This is a genomic window from Antribacter sp. NEAU-D49 (assembly GCF_057158775.1).
On sequence record NZ_JBXTSN010000002.1, the window covers coordinates 200,463 to 214,581 of the forward strand.

Below are 14,119 nucleotides of genomic sequence, written 5' to 3' on the forward strand. Positions count from 1 at the left end.
AGTCTGGGTGCGGGCCGCCGGGTGCGACAGCACGCCGCGGTCACGCTCCTGTCTCCCTTGTGTCACGTCGGGCCGCGTGTTTGCGCACGTCAACCGGCCGTGACCGACCTGCAACCCTTCTGCAACCCTCGCGTGCCTACCGTGCGTGCAACCCCGGGCGCGACGGTGCGCCCGGGTGAGAGACCGGCGTCGGGCAACCGGCCCCGGACGACACTGCGAGGAGGCAGACCATGACCGTCTACGCAGCCCCCGGCACCGCCGGGGCCATCGCGACCTACCGGGAGCGGTACGACCACTGGATCGGCGGCGAGTACGTCGCGCCCGCGAACGGCCGCTACTTCGAGAACCCCAGCCCGGTCACCGGGCGCACCTTCACCGAGGTGGCTCGCGGCGACGCCGACGACATCGAGCGCGCCCTCGACGCCGCCCACGGGGCCGCGCCCGCCTGGGGCCGGACCAGCGCCACCGAGCGTGCCCAGGTGCTCAACCGGATCGCCGACCGCATGGAGGAGCACCTCGAGGAGCTCGCGGTCGCCGAGACCTGGGAGAACGGCAAGCCCGTGCGCGAGACCCTCGCCGCCGACCTGCCCCTCGCCATCGACCACTTCCGCTACTTCGCGGGAGCGATCCGCGCGCAGGAGGGGTCGATCAGCGAGATCGACGAGGACACCATCGCCTACCACTTCCACGAGCCGCTCGGCGTCGTGGGGCAGATCATCCCCTGGAACTTCCCCATCCTCATGGCCGTGTGGAAGCTGGCGCCGGCGCTCGCGGCCGGCAACGCCGTGGTGCTCAAGCCCGCGGAGCAGACGCCGGCGTCGATCCTCTACCTCATGGACCTCGTGGGGGACCTGCTGCCTCCGGGCGTCGTCAACATCGTCAACGGGTTCGGGGTCGAGGCCGGCAAGCCGCTCGCGTCGTCCTCGCGCATCCGCAAGATCGCCTTCACGGGGGAGACCACGACCGGGCGCCTGATCATGCAGTACGCGTCGCAGAACATCATCCCCGTGACGCTCGAGCTGGGCGGCAAGTCGCCGAACATCTTCTTCTCGGACGTGGCTGCCGAGCGCGACGACTTCTACGACAAGGCGCTCGAGGGGTTCACGATGTTCGCCCTCAACCAGGGCGAGGTGTGCACCTGCCCGTCGCGGGCGCTCATCCAGTCGGACATCTACGAGCAGTTCGTGTCCGACGCCGTCGCGCGCACCCGGGCGATCGTCCAGGGCAACCCGCTCGACACGGACACGATGATCGGCGCGCAGGCGTCGAACGACCAGCTCGAGAAGATCCTGTCGTACATCGACATCGGCAGGGCCGAGGGCGCCAAGGTGCTCACCGGAGGCACCCGGGCCGAGCTCGACGGCGACCTCGCGGGCGGCTACTACGTGACACCCACCATCTTCGAGGGCAAGAACGCCATGCGGATCTTCCAGGAGGAGATCTTCGGGCCCGTGGTCGCCGTCACCGAGTTCAGCGACTTCGACGACGCGATGAAGGTCGCCAACGACACCCTGTACGGGCTGGGCGCGGGAGTCTGGACCCGCAGCGGGCAGCAGGCCTACCGGGCCGGGCGCACGATCGAGGCCGGGCGCGTCTGGACCAACTGCTACCACGCGTACCCCGCCGCGGCGGCGTTCGGCGGCTACAAGGGCTCGGGCGTAGGGCGGGAGAACCACAAGATGATGCTCGACCACTACCAGCAGACCAAGAACCTCCTGGTCTCGTACTCGGCCCAGAAGCTGGGCTTCTTCTGATGGGTGCGGCCGCGGGCCCGGGCGCCGTGCCCGACGGCGGGCCTCCGCCCGCCCGGGTGGCCGTGACCGACGCCGCGGCCGCGCTCCTGGCCCGGCTGCGGGAGCAGCACGGCGAGCTGATGTTCCACCAGTCGGGCGGGTGCTGCGACGGGTCGTCGCCGATGTGCTACCCCGCGGGCGAGCTCGTCACCGGAGACGCGGACGTGCACCTCGGCGACCTGGACCTGCCCGGGTTCACCGTGCCGGTGTGGATGAGCCGGGCGCAGTTCGAGTACTGGAAGCACACGCACCTCACCATCGACGTCGTGCCCGGCCGGGGCGCCGGGTTCAGCGTCGAGGCGCCGGAGGGCGTGCGGTTCCTGATCCGGTCGCGGCTGCTCACCGACGAGGAGTGGGCCGCGCTGCGGACGTGAGGGCTGCGGACGTGAGGGCGGCGGCCCGGCCGGAGCACCGGCCGGGCCGTTCCGTGCCCCCCAGCGGACGGCTCCCGGTCAGTACCGGGGGAGCCGCAGGAGGTCGTCCGTCTCCCGGCCGCCGTCGATCGCGGCGATGTACCGGGCGCCCGTGGGAGTGATCCTCGCGGCGACGTCCTTCTGGTTGTGGTTGCGCTCGTTGAACGTCCGGAACGGCGTGCCCTTCCGGATCGCCTTGTGGACCGCGTCGATCGACTCCGACCTCAGTGGTCCCGTCGTGATGGCCGAGTACCTGACCTCGACCACGTGCTCGTTGTCCGTCCCAGGCTCGGCGACACGGACATAACGAATGAACGGCATGCCTGTACCCCTTCTCCCTCTGCGCCCCCGCACCCGGAGAGAGGGCGGGGGCAGCGAACCCGGACGTGGGGAGCGGGTGAAATCGGGCAATTCATCCAGGAGTGCGGCGACGGCTCAGCGCTGCGGCTTCTCCGTCACCCACAGGCGGATGACGCCTTCGGCGACCACGACGCCGTCGGCCCGGCGTGCCGTCACGCGCACCGGCAGGTCGGGGTCGTCCCCGGTCCACTGCTCGGGACCGGTCTCCGCCGTGCAGGTGATGTCGGACGTCGACTTGGCCGTGTAGGCCACGTCCATGCCCTTGGGGATCCATCGCTTGTGCGCCGGCACCGTCGCCTCGGCGAGCACGCCCATCGCAGCCTCCAGGCCGTTGCACACCGCGATGGCGTGCACCGTGCCGAGGTGGTTGTGCACGGACCAGCGCTTCGGCACGACGACCTCGGCGTAGTTGGGGCGGATCTCGACGTACCGCGCGTGGATGGTACGGAAGTACGGCGCCTTCAGCCCGAACGCGATGCCGAAGACCCGCTTGCCGAGCGGCTTGTCCTTCAGCTTCTGCCAGAGTGCATACACCTGCGTGGTCATGGCGTGACCCTAGCCGACGGCGGAACGGGCCTCCTCGACCCGGTCCAGCCACTCGTCGACGAGGGCCTCGAAGAGGGCCGGCTGCTCGATCTGCAGGTTGTGGCCCGCCCGGTCCAGCACGGCGAACGTGGCGCGCGGGTACTGCTCCAGGATCTGCCAGGCGTCCCGGTAGCCGGTCGAGGAGTCCTGTCGCCCGAGGAGGAAGACGGTGGGCCCCGCGTAGGGGCGCGGCTCCATGGGAAACGTCCCCGCCCATGCGGCGCGCACGCGCTGGGTGGCGACCGGGTCGGCGGCGGTCAGGCCCGGGACCACCTCGTCGAGCGTCCGCCGCCAGGTGGCGGGCGTCTGGACCACCCCGACGTCGTCCGCGTCGAGCATCTCCTCGCCGACCAGGGCGAGCAGCTCCGGGTCGCGCACCAGGACGCGGTGCCCGGGCACGTCCCGCTCTGCGCGCTCCGCGACGATCATGGGGCACAGGAGCGCCAGCCCTTCGACGCGCTCCGGGTCCGCGGCCGCGAGGCCCCGTGCGAGGTAGCCGCCGTAGGACTCGCCGACCACCACGTACCGGCCCGGCACCAGGGCGTCGATCGCCGCCCGGACGACGGCGAAGACGTCGTCGGTGCTCGTCAGGTCTGCCGGAGCGGGGGTTGCGCCCATGCCCGGCAGGTCGAGGTAGAGGCGGCGCCATCCCGGCCGCCGGGCGAGCACAGGCTCGAACGGGCCGGTCATGATGTGGTGGTCCACGGGGAAGCCGTGCAGGAACACCGCGGTGGGCGCGCCCGCCGCCGCTCCGTGCTCAACATAGTGGACGGTGGCCCCGCCTGCCTCGATGAACATGCGTCGAAACCTAGCCGGAGCCACCCACACGGCCGTCAGTGCACCGAGAAGCCACCGTCCACCGCGATCGACTGTCCTGTCACGTAGGCCGACGCGCGGCTCGCGAGGAACACGGCGGCGCCGGCGAAGTCGTCCGGCTCGCCGTTGCGGCCGATGAGGGTGCGCGCCGCGAGCCGGGCGACCTGCTCCGGGTCCGAGGCGAGCCGCGCGTTCATCCGCGTGAGCACGAAGCCCGGGACGAGGGCGTTCGCCGTGACGCCCTGCGCCGACCACGCCTCCGCCTGAGACCGTGTCAGCGCCTCCAGCCCGCCCTTCGACATCCCGTAGACGCCGCTCGTGACGAACGCCCGGTGCGCCTGCTGCGAGCTGACGTTGATGATCCGGCCGAACCCGCGCCCTGCCATCCCGGGCCCGAACCGGCGGCCCAGGGCGAACGGGGCCACGAGGTTCACGGCGAGGGTCTCGTCGAGCACCTCGTCCGTGGTCTCGCCCAGCGGAGGGCGCAGGTTCACGCCGGCGGCGTTGACCAGGACGTCCGGCTCACCGAAGGAGGCGACGGCGCCGTCGGCCGCCCGCTCCACGCCGTCGGGAGCCCCCAGGTCTGCCGCGACCCAGGCGCCGCCGCTCTCCGCGGCGACCGCGCGGAGCCGCTCCTCGTCGCGCCCCACCACGACCACGCGGGCGCCCGCCCGGGCGAGCGCGAGGGCGATGGACCGGCCGATGCCGGAGCTTCCGCCGGTCACCACGGCCGAGAGGCCGTCGAGGGAGAAGAGGCCACTCAGGTAGGAGGTAGTCACCGGTAGAGCATGGCGGAGACGGGGGCCTTCCCGGGCGCTACCGTCGAGTCATGGACGAGCCCGGCCTCGAGAACCCGTACACCTTCGCCGGGCCGATCGACACCGCACGGCTGAGACTGCGGCCGATGCGCGAGTCCGACGTCGACTCCGTGCATGCCTACCAGTCGCGCGAGGACGTCTGCCGGTATCTCCTCTTCGCACCGCGCGACCGCGGCCGCGTGGCCGAGCTGGTCGCGGACTACGCGGCGCACGACCGGCTGGAGCGCACCGGTGACTACCTGCAGATCGCGGTGGAGCGACGGTCCGACGGCGCGTTCCTGGGTGACGTCTACTTCCAGCTCAAGAGCGTCCCGAACCGGACGGGGGAGATCGGGTGGACGTTCCACCCCGACCATCACGGGAACGGCTACGCCACCGAGGCGGCGCGGGCGGTGCTGGAGCTCGCGTTCGGGACGCTCGGGCTGCATCGCGTCGTCGCGGAGCTCGATCCGCGCAACGGTGCCTCGGCCGCGATGTGCCGGCGGCTGGGGCTGCGCCAGGAGGCGCTCTTCGTCCGGGACCTCTGGTTCAAGGGCGACTGGGCCGACACGGGCGTGTACGCCGTCCTCGCCGAGGAGTTCGCCTCCCTCCCACCCCAGGCCTGACGCCGACGCAAGAACCCCTTGCGGTTGACGCTGCGTCAACTCGTACCGTGGACGACATGGACTGGTCCATCCAGGAGATCGCGCGGCTCACCGGCACCACCAGCAGGACGCTGCGCCACTACGACGCCGTCGGCCTGCTCCCGCCCACGCGGGTGGGATCCGGCGGGCTGCGGTACTACGACCGGGACGCGCTCGTCCGGCTGCAGCGGATCCTGCTGCTCCGCGAGCTCGGTCTCGGGCTGAGCGCGATCGCCGACGTGCTGCACGCGCAGACCGACGAGAAGCAGGCGCTCACCGCGCACCGCGACTGGCTGCGCGCGGAGCAGGAGCGGCTCGGCCGGCAGATCGCGTCGGTCGAGCGGACCATCACCGCACTGGACGAGGAGGAGGACATCATGGCTGCCGACATGCTCGACGGCTTCGACCACACGCAGTACAAGGAGGAGGTGGAGCAGCGCTGGGGGCGCGAGGCGTACGCCTCGGGCGACGCCTGGTGGCGGCGGCTGGGGAAGGAGGGGCAGCAGGAGTGGCTCGAGCGGACCAAGGCGCTCAGTGCCGAGTGGGCCGCTGCGGCCGAGGCCCGGCTGGACCCGGCGAGCGACCAGGCGCAGGCCATCGCCGCGAAGCACGCCGCGTGGCTCGGGGGGATCCCCGGCACCCCGGGTGCCGAGGTCGCGCGGCCCACGCGCGAGTACCTCCTCGGACTGGCCGACCTGTACGTGGACGACCCTCGCTTCGGCGCCAACTACGGCGGCGTGGAAGGGGCGCGGTTCGTCCGCGACACGCTGCGGGTCTACGTCGAGCGCACCTACTGACCCACCAGGCGCCCGCTCGCGATCACGGCACCCAGTCGTCCGGCGCGAGCGGGCGCACACCTGTCTCCGTGGCGAGGAAGAACCCGCAGACCCGCAGGTCGTGTGCGCCGGCCTGGTGCCGCAGGGCGCAGAGCCAGGCCCGGTCGCTCTCGGAGACGGTCTCGGGCCCGGGGCGCTCGAGCACGAAGAGGAGGCTGTCGGCCTGCCGTTCCCGCAGCACCTCCTCCCACATCCGTCCCATGGTCACGAGCAGGACGTCCGAGGGCTCGACGGGCAGCTCGTCGATGGGGACGAGGAACGGCAGCGGCGTGCGCGCGTGGAGCATCACGAACCACAGGGTGCGGTCCCGCGGGTCGGCACCCTGGTGCAGGAACTCGGCCAGCGCGAGGAGAGCATGGTCGTCGGCCAGCGGCTCGCCGGGGTGGATCGGGCTCGTATCAGTCATGTGTCCAGCATGACCGCCCTTGGTATTTCTTGCTCTCAGTTGTCCACAGGTTCGGACAGCAGGCGTTCCACGTCGTCGTGCCCGAAGAACCGTGCCCAGCCCGACGGCGGCAGCCCCCACTCCGGGTCGGTCGTACCGCGGTCGGCGCCGTGCGCGAGGAGGAGCCGCACGGCGTCGTCGGCCCCCGCCGCAGCGGCGTAGTGCAGGGCCGACGGCGAGCCGTGCGAGGGGTCGTGGCCGTGCTCGACCAGCAGCCGCAGCACCTCCCAGTGCTGGAGCCCGGCGACCTCCCGCACGAGCGAGGGGCGTCCTGCGGCGCCGTGGGCCAGCAGGCGGGCCACGTCGTCGGCCCGACCGGCGAGGGCCGCCCCGACCAGGGGGTCCTCCCGGTCTCGGTAGGCCCGGTAGAGATCGCGCAAGAGGCAGATCTCGGCCCCGTGGGCCATCACCTCGCGGTTGATGTGCACCACGAGGGCCGCGATCGTGTCGTCCGCGAACGGCCCGCCCACGGGCCCGATCGGCCGGAGCATCGCCTCGTCGTCGAGCGCCGCGACCCCCTCCTGCCACTCCGTGTACCCCTGCTGGAGCATCGCGAGGGCACCCGACGCGGTGAGCGGCAAGGGCTCGGGCCAGTGCCGGTCGTCGTACATGTCGGCGTCCGGTGGCGCCTCCGTCGGCCCGAAGCATGCGCGCGCCCGCTTGCCGAGCACGTCACGGCCTACGTGGGCGGCCCGCCAGGCGATCGTCGTGACCGGCGGCAGGGGTGGTTCGACAGCCACGTGCTCCAGCGCCGGACGGCCGTCCGGGCCGGGGCGCAGGCTCCACGAGCCGTCGACCGGCTCCCACAGGTACTCCTCGTCGGTGAGCCCCTGGAGCCGCGGCCACAGGTGTGCCTCCCAGTAGTAGTCGAGCTGCCCGGCCAGGATCTCGCGCCATGTCGTCGTCGCCATCGACCCACACTACGAGGAGCCACCGACACTCCCCGGAGACACTGCCCGAGAGGTGACCAAGCACCACATTGACGTAGCCTCAGTACATGTCGGACGAACTCCCCGGGAGATCCCCGGAGCCCGCCCTGACCTGCTGGTTCGCAGGTCTGACCACGCTCGATGTACTCCACCGTGCCGCCAGGCGCCCGGGGCCCAACGAGAAGATCACCGCGCTCCGGCAGGACGTCGCCGCCGGCGGGCCCGCCGCGAACGCGGCGGTGACCGCCGCCGCGCTGGGGACCCGGGCCGTGCTCATCAGCGCGCTCGGGACAGGCCCGGTGGGCGGGGTCGCCCGCGTCGACCTCGAGGCCCACGGGGTGGAGGTGCTCGACACCGCACCCGAGCCCACGTTCCTCCTCGCCGTCTCGGCGGTGCTCGTCGACGACAGCACCGGCGACCGCTCGGTGGTGTCGCCCGACGGAGCCCTCGTCAAGGCGTGCGGGGGCGAGCCTGAGCCCACACCGGACCAGCTCTCCGCCCTGCCCCACCCCGACGTCGTCCTCCTCGACGGCCACCATCCGGCGCTCGCCCGCGCCGTCCTCGCCTTCGTCGACGGGCTGGTGCCCCGCCCGCGCGTGATCCTCGACGCCGGCCGCTGGCGGCCCGTCTTCGCGGAGCTGCTCCCCGCGGCGGACGTCGCTGCCTGCTCGGCCGACTTCGCCGTCCCGCCGCACGTCCCCGTCACGCTGCCCGGCGGCAGCACGCGCCCCCGCACGGGAGCCGCCGGTGCCGGGGGAACCGCGGGAACGGCTCGAGGTGCGGTGCGGGCGCAGGCGGCTCCGGCGTCTCGCGGCCCTCGCGCCCTGGTCGTGACGCACGGCCCGGACCCGGTGGAGTGGTGGGACGGGGACCGCGCCCACGGCGCGGAGCCGGTCGCGGCCGTCGAGGTGCGGGACACCCTCGGGGCGGGCGACGCGTTCCACGGGGCGCTCACCGTCGCGATCGCCCGTGGTGACGACCTCGCCACCGCCTGCCGTTTCGCGTCTGCCGTGGCCTCGACCCGCGTGGTCCACGTGGGACCGCGGTCCTGGCTCGACCACCTCGCCGCCGGTACGGTCGCGCCGTGACGCCCGTGCAGCCACTGACCACCGAACAGCTCGTCGAGCGTGCCGCTGCCCTCGCCGTCCCCGGGGAGCGCCGGGTCCTCGGCCTGACCGGTCCGCCGGGGGCCGGCAAGTCGACGCTCGCGCTGGCCCTGGCGTCGGCGCTGGGCCCGCAGCGTGCGGTGGTCGCCGGCATGGACGGGTTCCACCTGTCCAACGCGGTGCTGGAGAGCCACGGCAGCCGCGGGCGCAAGGGCGCGATCGACACGTTCGACGACGTGGGCTACGCGGCCCTGCTCGCCCGGCTCGCGGACGCCCAGCCGGACGACCCGCCCGTCTACGCGCCCGACTTCCGGCGCGAGATCGAGGAGGCGGTCGCCGCGGGGATCGAGGTGGGCGCGGACGTTCCCCTCGTGATCACGGAGGGCAACTACCTGCTGGCGACGACAGGCGCCTGGCCGGCTGCCCGCGCCCACCTCGCCGAGGTCTGGTTCCTCGACGTTCCCGAGGGGCTCCGCCTGGAGCGGCTGGTCGCACGGCACCACGCCTTCGGCAAGCCCTTGCCGCAGGCGCGCGAGTGGGCCCACGGCTCCGACCAGCGCAACGCCGACCTCGTCATGGCCACCCGCGACGCCGCCGACCTCGTCGTCGCCTGGACCGGCTGACCTCACCCGATCTCGAGGCAGGCCACCCGCCACACCCCCCGGTGCGCCTCCAGCCGGACAGCGGCCGCACGCACCCGCCCCGCGTCCTGGAGGATGACCGTCGCCTCGGCCGCGGTGCCGCCCTCCACCAGGTCGAGCCGCACCCTCCGGACGGTCGCGGGGTGCGCGGCCGGCCCCGGCGGCAGGACCTTGCGCATGAGCCGGCCGCGCTCCAGGAGCTGGTCGAAGACCTGGGGCGTCACCCAGCGCGCGAGCTGGGCGGCCGGCCGGTCGCCGCGGAGCACCTCGACTGCCGCCCGGACCACCCGGCACACAAGCTGGGTCGGGTCGGGGAGGGTAGGGGGCTCCTCGGGCGTGGGACGTCCCTCGAGGGACCTCAGCACCGCCGCCGCCTCGCGGAGGTCGGCTCGTTGTGCCCCGCCGAGCTGCACCTTCCGCACCCGCTGCCCGACGCCGGTCGCTCGCCCCGGCTGCACCGCCTCGCCCCTGCGCGGGGTGGCGCGCGGGGCCGGGCCCGGGGCGGCGCGCGGCGGGACCGCCGCGCGCGCGGCGGAGCCGTCGGACGCCTGCGCCGGACGGGAACCGGAGGGGTGCCGGACGGTCGTCGAGCCGGGGACCGGCCGGGTCCGGAGCAGCCCGGCCGGTGTCGTGCTGGGAGGTGCCGTGGCGGGAGGTGGGGTGGAGGTGAGAGGCATGGCGGCGTCGGCGGTCGTGGTCATGACGGCTCCGGGGAGTGGGGGTGCAGGCGGGGATGCGGGCAGCGGAGCGGCGGCCGGGCGGTCAGCCCTGCGGGACGCGCAGGACGGCGCCGGGCCGGATGAGGTCCGGGTCGGGCCCGATCACCGGCGCGTTCTGCGCGTGCCAGGCGGCGACGGCGCGGACCACCTCGGCCGGGGTCGGTTCGCCGCCGAGGCTGCCCGCCGCGAGGTCCCAGAGGGTGTCGCCCGGTGCCACCACGACGGCTTCCGGACGGCCGCCACCCGCGGGGAGGCTGCGGTCGGTCAGCTCCGCGCGGAGGTCGTCCGGGGGCTCGGGCGCCGCGCGCCAGCCCAGGTCCACCACGGTCGCCGGCTCCACGGCGACCACTGCGTCGCCGGCGGCCGGCGCGCCGCCGTCGGGCACCGGTGCGGGGAGTGCGAGCGCCCCGGGGGCGGCGAGCACGAGCCCCACCCCCGTCCCCGTCGCGGCCTGGGCCAGGCGGCGCACGACCGTCGGCGCGTGCCGAGCCACCCACCGCTCGCCCGCGGCCCAGCGCCGCCCGGTGCCTGCCGCCAGGAGGCACCCCAGCGCGACCGCGGCGTGTGCCGCGACCCATCCGGCGAGGCCCGCCCCGAGGAGGACGACCACCAGCTCGACGAGTCCCGTCACGATCGTCACGGACGACTCGGAGGCCCCCTGCAGCGCCGCGAGGAGCTCCGGCGCCGACCGGCCCGCCCGTACGCCGAGCAGCCCGGCCGCAGGCGCTAGCCCGACGACGAGTCCGGTCAGGAGCGTGATCTGGCGGGTTGCTGCTGGACGGGCGCCCTCGAGCACGGTCATGTGGTTCCCCCTGGCTGAGTATCGGTGCGTGCGGCAATCAAACGTATGATGCGGTTTGATGATTGCTGATGCGAGATATTCAAACCCGACGGCACGGCGGTGTCGACAGGAGGGCGGGATGCCTGTGGATAGTGAAAGGTGGGGTCATGACGCTTTCCGGCCCCCTCCCGCGTGATCCCCACGCCGGCTCGACGACCCGGTGGGAGGCCCTCTTCGGTGATCTGGAGGCGCAGGCGGCGGCCCAGGAGGCCGCCGAGGCGGACGCGCTCGTCTCCGAGCTGACCAGGGCCGAGCACGCCACGATCACGGTCGCGGACAGGTTCCGCGCCGGCATCGGGTCCGCGGTCGTCGTCGAGCTGCTCGACGGGGAGCCGGTCCGCGGCACCGTGCGAGAGGCGGCCGACGAGTGGGTACTCCTCCAGGGTGACGCCCCGGGCGGGCCCACGGAGCACCTCGTCCCGCTGCGCGCCGTCGCCGGCGTGAGCGGGCTCGGCAGGCACGCGGTGCCCGGGTCGCGCCGGGACGGCGCGGGGCTGGGGCCCGTGCTGCGTGCGCTGCAGCGGGGGCGGGCGCCGGTGCTGGTCCGGACGACGGGCGGCCGGGTCGCCGGCCGCATCGGGCGGGTGGGCCGCGACCATCTCGACGTCGACGACCTGACCCGGCCGGGCGCCGGCCGGCTGATCCCGTTCAGCGCCCTCCTGTGCGTGAGCGAGGCACCCTGAGAGCCCCCTCCACCGGGCGCTGCCCGGTGCGCGACGAGGGCCGTGCGCCGTCCTGCGACGGTGCACGGCCCTCGGTCGTCCGGTCTCAGCTGTCGAGCGGCGCCGGGTCCTTGATGCGCTCGCGGCTCTTCGCGTACATCCGCTCGATGTACGCCTCGAGCTCCTTGGCCTCGATGCGCCACACCTTCTTGGGGCCCACCTGGATCGCGGGCAGGTCGCCGGTGCGGACCAGGGCATAACCCTGGGCCATCGAGATGTTCAGTGTCTCCACCACGTCGGCCAGAGAGAGGAATCGCCTTTCCATGGCTTCAGTGTGGCACGAGGGGGTGACATAGGGCGGTTATCCACAGGAAGAGTTCATCTGGTGCCGGATCGGTGGCGTTCGCGCATGATGGGTGCGACATCCGCCGATCCTCAGGAGCCACCCATGACTTTTGCGCCCACCGCGTCAGCGGCTCCCGGCCAGCCGGTGGGCTCCGGCGGCCGCTCCCCGGCCACGCCCGGGGCGCTGCCCGAGCCGATGGCGCCGCGCCTGCGGCGCCCGTCCTGGCGGGACCCGCGGCTCACGGTGGGGGTGGTGATCGTCGCGCTCTCCGTAGCCCTGGGTTCGTGGGCCGTCTCCTCTGCAGGACACACCGTACCCGTGTACGTCGCAGCGGGCGCGCTCACCGCGGGGGAGCCGGTCGAGCCGGGCTCCCTCCGCACCGTCGACGTCCGCCTCGCGTCCGACCTGGACCGCTACCTGCGCGCGGACCGTCCGCTGCCCGAGGGCCTCGTCGTCGTCCGTACGGTCCTGGAGGGCGAGCTCGTACCCCGGTCGGCGCTCGGTGACGCGGCCGAGGTCGACCTGAGGTCCGTCACGGTCCCCGTCACGTCGGGACTCTCGGAACGCATCCGCCCGGGCGCCGTGGTGGACCTGTGGTTCGTTCCCGCAGCACCCGTGACCGAGGGCGCCGTACGTCCAGAACCCCGGCTTCTGGCAGGTCAGGTCGTCGTGGAGCAGGTTGACACGCCGGAGGGCGCCCTCGTCGTCGCCGGCGCGTCCACGCTGCACGCTCTCGTCCCGGCCGACGTCCTGCCCGCCGTGCTCACGGCCCTCGCCGACGCGGGGACGGCCGGCTCGGGCGGCGGGACCCTCGCGGTAGTCCCTGCGGCGGGGACCGGCGCATGACCGACGCTCGCGTCGTGACGGTGCTCTGCGCCGTCCGCGGACCCGAGGAGGCGGCCGTCGTCACCGCGCTCGGCGCGCCCGGCGGCGGAGTCACGGTGACGCGCCGCTGCGCCGACCTCGCCGAGCTGCTCGCCGCCGCGGAGGCGGGCGCCGGGCGGGTGGCGGTGGTCTCCGCGGACGTGCCCGGCCTGGACCGTGAGGCAGTGGGGCGCCTGCACCGCTCGGGTGCCCGGGTAGTCGCCCTCGACCAGCCCGCGGCCCCCGCGGGGTGGCTCGGGTCGCTCGGCGTGGACGCCGTGGTGGCCGCCGGCCCTGCCGACCCCGAGAGCCTGCTGGCGGCCGTGCGCGCCGAATCCCCGTGGGCGCGCGACGCCCCGGCGGAGGGGCCCGTCCTGCCCGGCGCCGGGTCCCCGCCCGGGAGCCTGGTCGCGGTCTGGGGACCCGCCGGGTCGCCCGGGCGCACCACCGTCGCGATCGAGCTCGCCGCGGCCCTCGCCCGGGTGGGGCCGGAGCTCCCGGGTCAGCGGCGCCCCGGCGCGTTCCTCCGCGGGACCGCGCCAGGAGCGCGCGGGCCGCGCCCTCCCGGCGAGCCGGTGCTGCTCGTGGACGCCGACACGTACGCCGCCTCGGTCGCGACCCGGCTCGGCCTGCTCGACGACGTGCCGGGGCTGGCGGCCGCCGCCCGGGCAGCCGGGCAGGGCGTCCTCGACCTCGCCGTCCTTGCCCGGCACAGCCCTGTGGTGCTGCCCGGCCTACGGGTCCTGACGGGCATCACGCGCGCCTCGCGCTGGCCGGAGCTTCCGTCGAGCTCCCTCGAGGTCGTCTGGGAGCGGGCCCGCGGGCTCGCGGCCTGGACCGTCGTGGACTGCGGCCCGATCCTGGAGGCCGACGAGCTCCTCATGTACGACACGCACGCACCCCAGCGGAACGGAGCCACCCTGAGCGCGCTGGCCGCCGCCGACATCGTGGTGGTGGTCGGCGCCGCCGACCCGGTGGGCCTCCAGCGCCTCGTCCGCGGGCTGGAAGGGCTGCGGGAGGCGGTGGTGCCGGTGGCCGGCACGCAGGTGGTCGTCGCCAACCGGGTGCGGGCGTCGGCGGCCGGGCCGCGCCCGGAGGCCGCGGTGCGCGACGCCCTGGCGCGCTACGCCGGGGTCGCCGACCTCCAGGTCATACCCGACGACCCCGCGTCGCTCGACGCGTCGCTCCTGAACGGCCAGGTGCTGGCCGAGGCGGCCCCCGCCTCGCCCGCCCGCGTCGCGCTCCTCGCCCTGGCCGACCGGGTCCGGGCGCTCGCGGGGGCCGAGGTGGCGCGTCCGGGCGCCTGACCCGGCAGACTGGGC

General features: G+C 74.3%; 18 protein-coding genes. 9 read left to right on the plus strand and 9 right to left on the minus strand.

Annotation, left to right across the window (positions count from 1 at the left end; translation table 11 throughout):
- Positions 1-230 precede the first annotated feature (230 nt).
- Together exaC and AC060K_RS02640 are read left to right on the plus strand one after the other, a co-directional pair.
- Positions 231-1,754 carry an acetaldehyde dehydrogenase ExaC gene (gene exaC / locus AC060K_RS02635; RefSeq protein WP_483763896.1) on the plus strand — a complete coding sequence of 508 codons (1,524 nt, stop codon included), beginning with the start codon at positions 231-233 and terminating at the stop codon, positions 1,752-1,754.
- A complete protein-coding gene (locus AC060K_RS02640; protein ID WP_483763897.1) occupies positions 1,754-2,167 on the plus strand; it encodes a DUF779 domain-containing protein in 414 nt (137 codons plus the stop codon). Before exaC ends, AC060K_RS02640 begins: the two co-directional genes overlap by 1 nt.
- Before the next feature lie 78 nt (positions 2,168-2,245).
- On the opposite strand, the gene AC060K_RS02645 is transcribed toward AC060K_RS02640, so the two are convergent.
- The 4 genes from AC060K_RS02645 to AC060K_RS02660 all read right to left on the minus strand — a co-directional run bounded on the left by AC060K_RS02645 (position 2,246) and on the right by AC060K_RS02660 (position 4,746).
- On the minus strand, positions 2,246-2,527 hold the full coding sequence (locus tag AC060K_RS02645; protein WP_483763898.1) for a DUF3892 domain-containing protein: 282 nt from the start codon (positions 2,525-2,527) through the stop codon (positions 2,246-2,248).
- Between the two features lie 114 nt (positions 2,528-2,641).
- Positions 2,642-3,112 carry a hotdog fold domain-containing protein gene (locus AC060K_RS02650; RefSeq protein WP_483763899.1) on the minus strand — a complete coding sequence of 157 codons (471 nt, stop codon included), beginning with the start codon at positions 3,110-3,112 and terminating at the stop codon, positions 2,642-2,644.
- Positions 3,113-3,121: 9 nt separating this feature from the next.
- Positions 3,122-3,949, minus strand: coding sequence for an alpha/beta fold hydrolase (locus tag AC060K_RS02655; RefSeq protein ID WP_483763900.1), 828 nt, complete (start codon positions 3,947-3,949; stop codon positions 3,122-3,124).
- Positions 3,950-3,984: 35 nt separating this feature from the next.
- Positions 3,985-4,746 (minus strand): SDR family NAD(P)-dependent oxidoreductase, encoded by a 762-nt coding sequence (locus tag AC060K_RS02660; protein WP_483763901.1) that lies wholly within the window; start codon positions 4,744-4,746, stop codon positions 3,985-3,987.
- Between the two features lie 50 nt (positions 4,747-4,796).
- On the opposite strand from AC060K_RS02660, the gene AC060K_RS02665 reads away from it, so the two are divergent.
- Both AC060K_RS02665 and AC060K_RS02670 read left to right on the plus strand, forming a co-directional pair.
- Complete coding sequence (locus AC060K_RS02665; RefSeq protein ID WP_483763902.1) at positions 4,797-5,390, plus strand: GNAT family N-acetyltransferase; 594 nt, start codon at positions 4,797-4,799, stop codon at positions 5,388-5,390.
- A gap of 56 nt (positions 5,391-5,446) precedes the next feature.
- A complete protein-coding gene (locus AC060K_RS02670; RefSeq protein WP_483763903.1) occupies positions 5,447-6,205 on the plus strand; it encodes a MerR family transcriptional regulator in 759 nt (252 codons plus the stop codon).
- Between the two features lie 22 nt (positions 6,206-6,227).
- On the opposite strand, the gene AC060K_RS02675 is transcribed toward AC060K_RS02670, so the two are convergent.
- Together AC060K_RS02675 and AC060K_RS02680 are read right to left on the minus strand one after the other, a co-directional pair.
- Positions 6,228-6,650, minus strand: a complete 423-nt coding sequence (locus tag AC060K_RS02675; protein ID WP_483763904.1) for a hypothetical protein — start codon at positions 6,648-6,650, stop codon at positions 6,228-6,230.
- Between the two features lie 35 nt (positions 6,651-6,685).
- Positions 6,686-7,600 carry an ankyrin repeat domain-containing protein gene (locus AC060K_RS02680; protein ID WP_483763905.1) on the minus strand — a complete coding sequence of 305 codons (915 nt, stop codon included), beginning with the start codon at positions 7,598-7,600 and terminating at the stop codon, positions 6,686-6,688.
- An 86-nt stretch (positions 7,601-7,686) separates the two neighbouring features.
- Between AC060K_RS02680 and AC060K_RS02685 the strand changes: the two genes are divergently transcribed.
- Positions 7,687-8,706: a PfkB family carbohydrate kinase gene (locus AC060K_RS02685; protein WP_483763906.1), complete on the plus strand. Its 1,020-nt coding sequence runs from the start codon at positions 7,687-7,689 to the stop codon at positions 8,704-8,706.
- On the plus strand, positions 8,703-9,347 hold the full coding sequence (locus AC060K_RS02690; protein ID WP_483763907.1) for a nucleoside/nucleotide kinase family protein: 645 nt from the start codon (positions 8,703-8,705) through the stop codon (positions 9,345-9,347). Before AC060K_RS02685 ends, AC060K_RS02690 begins: the two co-directional genes overlap by 4 nt.
- A gap of 2 nt (positions 9,348-9,349) precedes the next feature.
- Here the strand turns inward: AC060K_RS02690 and AC060K_RS02695 are convergent, their stop codons facing one another.
- The gene (locus AC060K_RS02695; protein WP_483763908.1) at positions 9,350-10,066 is read right to left on the minus strand and encodes an Rv3235 family protein; all 717 of its coding nucleotides are present in this window, start codon (positions 10,064-10,066) and stop codon (positions 9,350-9,352) included.
- A gap of 61 nt (positions 10,067-10,127) precedes the next feature.
- Entirely contained in the window at positions 10,128-10,886 is a 759-nt protein-coding gene (locus AC060K_RS02700) for a LysM peptidoglycan-binding domain-containing protein (RefSeq protein ID WP_483763909.1), read from the minus strand.
- Positions 10,887-11,032: 146 nt separating this feature from the next.
- Here AC060K_RS02700 and AC060K_RS02705 point away from each other — a divergent pair, with 146 nt between their 5' ends.
- Positions 11,033-11,608, plus strand: a complete 576-nt coding sequence (locus tag AC060K_RS02705; RefSeq protein WP_483763910.1) for a hypothetical protein — start codon at positions 11,033-11,035, stop codon at positions 11,606-11,608.
- 85 nt (positions 11,609-11,693) lie between these two features.
- On the opposite strand, the gene AC060K_RS02710 is transcribed toward AC060K_RS02705, so the two are convergent.
- Positions 11,694-11,912 carry a helix-turn-helix transcriptional regulator gene (locus AC060K_RS02710; RefSeq protein WP_483763911.1) on the minus strand — a complete coding sequence of 73 codons (219 nt, stop codon included), beginning with the start codon at positions 11,910-11,912 and terminating at the stop codon, positions 11,694-11,696.
- Positions 11,913-12,035: 123 nt separating this feature from the next.
- Here AC060K_RS02710 and AC060K_RS02715 point away from each other — a divergent pair, with 123 nt between their 5' ends.
- Positions 12,036-12,779: a CpaB family protein gene (locus tag AC060K_RS02715; protein ID WP_483763912.1), complete on the plus strand. Its 744-nt coding sequence runs from the start codon at positions 12,036-12,038 to the stop codon at positions 12,777-12,779.
- Entirely contained in the window at positions 12,776-14,104 is a 1,329-nt protein-coding gene (locus AC060K_RS02720) for a CpaE/TadZ family protein (protein ID WP_483763913.1), read from the plus strand. The genes AC060K_RS02715 and AC060K_RS02720 overlap by 4 nt, the downstream gene beginning before the upstream one ends.
- The last annotated feature ends 15 nt before the right edge of the window (positions 14,105-14,119 follow it).